This window comes from Paraburkholderia sediminicola (genome assembly GCF_046027825.1).
GTDB classification, from domain to species: domain Bacteria; phylum Pseudomonadota; class Gammaproteobacteria; order Burkholderiales; family Burkholderiaceae; genus Paraburkholderia; species Paraburkholderia sediminicola_D.
Genome location: NZ_JAQQDU010000200.1, coordinates 1 through 3,852, shown reverse-complemented (window position 1 = coordinate 3,852; position 3,852 = coordinate 1). Strand labels below are relative to the sequence as shown.

At 67.1% G+C, this 3,852-nt stretch carries 1 protein-coding gene; it reads left to right on the top strand.

Features of this window, described 5'->3' with window-relative positions; all coding sequences use genetic code 11:
- On the top strand, positions 1–3,852 hold a 3,852-nt coding region (locus PQQ96_RS41740), incomplete at both ends, for a polyketide synthase dehydratase domain-containing protein (protein ID WP_408303213.1).

Sequence of the window (3,852 nt, the reverse complement as noted above, 5' to 3'; positions counted from 1 at the left end):
CTCGCGCATTCGGTCCTCTCGGCTGTCGCGCACGGCGCGCGCGTCGACCTCGACCGCTTCGTTCCGCGCGCGCCGCATACCGTGTTGCCGACTTATCCGTGGCAGCATGAACGATACTGGCTCGAACAGAGCGTCGAAGGCTACAACCTGCTGAACCGCCGTGCCGATCATCCGCTGCTCGGCTACCGGCTGCACGAGCATGTATTCGCATGGGAAAACCAGATCGATCCGCAGCGCTTGCCGATGCTCGCCGATCACGTTGTCGACGGCGGTGTTACGTTTCCGGGCTCTGGCTACGTGGAGATGGCGCTCGCCGCCGCACGGGTATTCTTCGGCACGCCGGATGCCGCGCTCGAAAATCTTGAGATTCGCATGCCGGTCGTGTTTCAGCCTCTGCATGCCAAGCTGTTCCGTTTCCTGATCGACGTACGCACTGCGTCATTCGTGATCGAAACGCGCGATCGCATGAGCGATGCTCCGTGGACCGTGAATGTGACGGGGCGTCTGCTCGCGAGCGGCAACACGCTCGATGCGGACAGCGTCGCCGCGCCGTCGCTGCTCACGTGTCTCGAGGCGTGCTCCTCCATGCCTGGCGACGCGCTCTATGCCAGCACGTCCGCTATCGGGCTGAATTACGGCCCGGCATTTCGCTGGGTGCGCTCCGTGCAGGTGTCCGGAGACGATGCGCTGGCCAACCTTGAGATGCCGCCGATCCTCGGCGGCGCACCAGGGCTCGCCGATTATCTGCTGCATCCCGCTCTGATGGACAGCGGCTTCCATCCGCTCTTTGCCGTGCTCGGACAAGCCGGCGCCGCGTCTGCCGATGCGCGTGCGGCATTCGTTCCGGTTCAGATCGAACGGGTCGACTTCCTGCGTGGCGATTCGGTGCGGCGTGTGCTTGTCCGCGTGCATCGCCGCAGCCCGCATTCGATTGTTGCGTCGTTCACATTTCTCGATGCGCACGATGCGATCGTCGTGCGCCTGTCGGGGTGCCGCCTGCGCCGTGTCGATCTGCTGGGCCGCCGCCGCGCCCCGGCGCGTTTCGCGTACGCGCTCGAAGCGCGGCCGTTGACCGGCGATTTCACGGCTGAGGCGCTGCCGGCGCCCGCCGCGCTCCTCGAACGGGCGAGCCTGCAGGTATCGTCGCGCGAGGACGGCGAGCACCGCACGCGGCATTTGATGGAAACGCTGCCGCTGCTCGACGTGCTCGCGGGCCTGTATGCGCTCCACGCGCTCGACGAGCTGAATGTGTTCGCGTGGCCGAATCCGCAGGCGCAGTCGAATCCGCCACTGCTGACGCGGCTTGCGCAGATTGTCGTCGAAGATGGGCTCGCCCGTTTCGAGGGCGAGCGTCTTGTGCGTGACGATGTGGCCTGCGCGGCCATGCCGGCGCAAGCCGTGTTGTGGCGCGAGGTGCTGGCGTCGTCTCCGGCGCATGTCGCCGAATTGACGCTGCTCGCGCATGTTGGCGCGGCGCTGCCGCGCGTGCTGGGCAATGCGTCGCCAGACACGCTCGCACTGCTTTCGCCGACCGGGCGCAGTCTCGTCGAACAGTTTTTCGAAGCATCGCCGACATGGGCACATACGCGGGCGATGCTTGCCGCGTGCGTCAACGAGGCGCTTGCCGCGTGGCCGCGCACGCGTCGTCTGCGCGTGCTGGAGATCGGTGCGCTTAGCGGTGACGTGTTGCATTCGCTCGACCTCGACGCGCCGGTCGCACTCTGCGAACACGTGCTTGCCGGCACGCATCAGCAGCTTGCCGCGCTCGACTCCGAAGCGGCCGCCCATGTGCAGACGCTGTTGCTCGCGGAGAACGAGCCGCTCTTCGCGAGCAGCAGCGACCCCGCGCCGTTTGACGTGATCGTGGTGAACCGGATGCTCGGTGAACAAACGGATCCGCTCCGCACGCTGCGTGCGCTGGCTGAACGGCTCGCGCCGGGTGGTCTGCTGGTTCTCGCCGACTTGCAGCGCAGCCGCTTTGCCGACATCGTGGTCGGCGTGGCGGGTCGCGACATCGGCGTTACGTCCTGCGAGACCCTCACACCTGCGAAGCTCGTGTCGCTGTGCGGGCACGCGGGTCTGCGAGACGTGATGCGTTACACGGAGCGAGGCCTCGACCTCGACGGCGCGACGGCGCTCGTGGTTGCGCGCAAGGCAGCGGTCGAGCTGTATCCGACGGTTGTCGCGGCGCCCTCGCAGTCGTGGCTGATCGCGCGGGACCGCGACGACGCGTTTAGCGCCGCGCTGGCAGCCGAGCTGGTTGAACGGGGTTGCCGTGTCGACACGGCGTCCGTGCGCGACGCTGCGGCTTGGCTGGCGAGCCAGGAGACACCTGCCCAGATCGTTTTTGTCGCGCCGCTAGCGCCTCTCGACGACGCCAGCGGCACGGATCTCATGCGCGCGCAGCAGGGTGGCGCGCTGGCGCTCGCCGCGCTCGTGCGTGGACTCGACACGCTTGGCGTGGCTGAATCCGCGAAGCTGAGCGTGGTGACGCGAGGTGGCGCTCCATTCGCCGGTGGCGAGTCCACCCAGCCGGACCAGGCAAGCCTATGGGGACTCGGCCGCGTGCTGGCGAACGAGTATCCGACGCTCTCGCTGCGCCTGATCGACGTCACGCCTGCCGCAGGGCAGGATGCATCACAACTGGCGCGTACGTTGCTGGATAACGACGGCGAGGAAGAAGTGCTGCTGACACCGCAGGGCCGCTACGTGCCTCGCATGTTGCCGGCGCAACAGGCCTCACGACAGACGGCACGGCACGTGGCCGACACCCGCGAGCCGTTGCCCGCGGTACTTGCGTTCGGCATGCCGGGCTCGCTGCGCAACCTCGAGTGGTTTGCCTTGCAGGAGCGCGAGTTGGGACCCGGCGAAGTGATGATCGCACCGTGCGCGACCGGGCTGAACTTCCGCGATGTGATGTATGCCATGGGGCTGCTGTCCGATGAAGCGGTCGAGACCGGCTTCGCGGGGGCGACCATCGGCATGGAACTGTCTGGCAGGATCGTGGCGGTCGGCCCGGACGTCGAAGGTTGGGCGCCAGGCGACGCGGTGCTCGGTTTCGCGCCGGCCTCATTCGCAACGCGCGTGATCACGCGTGCGACGGCCATTGCGCGCAAGCCTGAATTGATGTCGTTCGAAGAAGCGGCCACTATCCCGATAACGTTCTTCACCGCGTATTACGCGCTGTGCGAACTGGCGCGTCTGCGACGCGGCGAGCGCGTGCTCGTGCACGGCGGCGCGGGCGGCGTCGGTATCGCGGCGATTCAGATTGCCCGTCATCTCGGCGCGCAAGTCTTCGTGACGGCCGGTAGCGACGAGAAACGTGAATTCGTCCGGTTGCTGGGCGCTGATCACGTGTTCGACTCGCGCAGTCTGGCGTTCGCGGACCAGATTCGCGAGCGCACGCAAGGCGAGGGCGTGGATGTCCTGCTCAATTCGCTCGCGGGCGAGGCGATGGTGCGCGGCATCGGCACGTTGCGGCCATTCGGCCGTTTCCTCGAACTGGGCAAGCGCGATTTCTACGAAAACAGTCAGATCGGCTTGCGCCCGTTCCGCAACAACATCAGCTATTTCGGTATCGATGCCGATCAGTTGATGGGTGTGCGGTCCGATCTGACGACCCGGCTGTTCCGGGAAGTGATGGACCTGTTCACGACCGGCGTCCTGCATCCGCTGCCGTATCGTGCGTTTCCCGCAGCGCGCGCCGAGCAGGCGTTCCGCTACATGCAGCAGGCGCGTCAGATCGGCAAGGTGCTCGTCACTTTTCCGTCAGGCACGCCGGCGCCGGCGCCCGGGCCGGCCCCCCCGGGGGGGCCGCGCCGCGGGGGACAGGGGCCCCCCGCCGCGGGGATG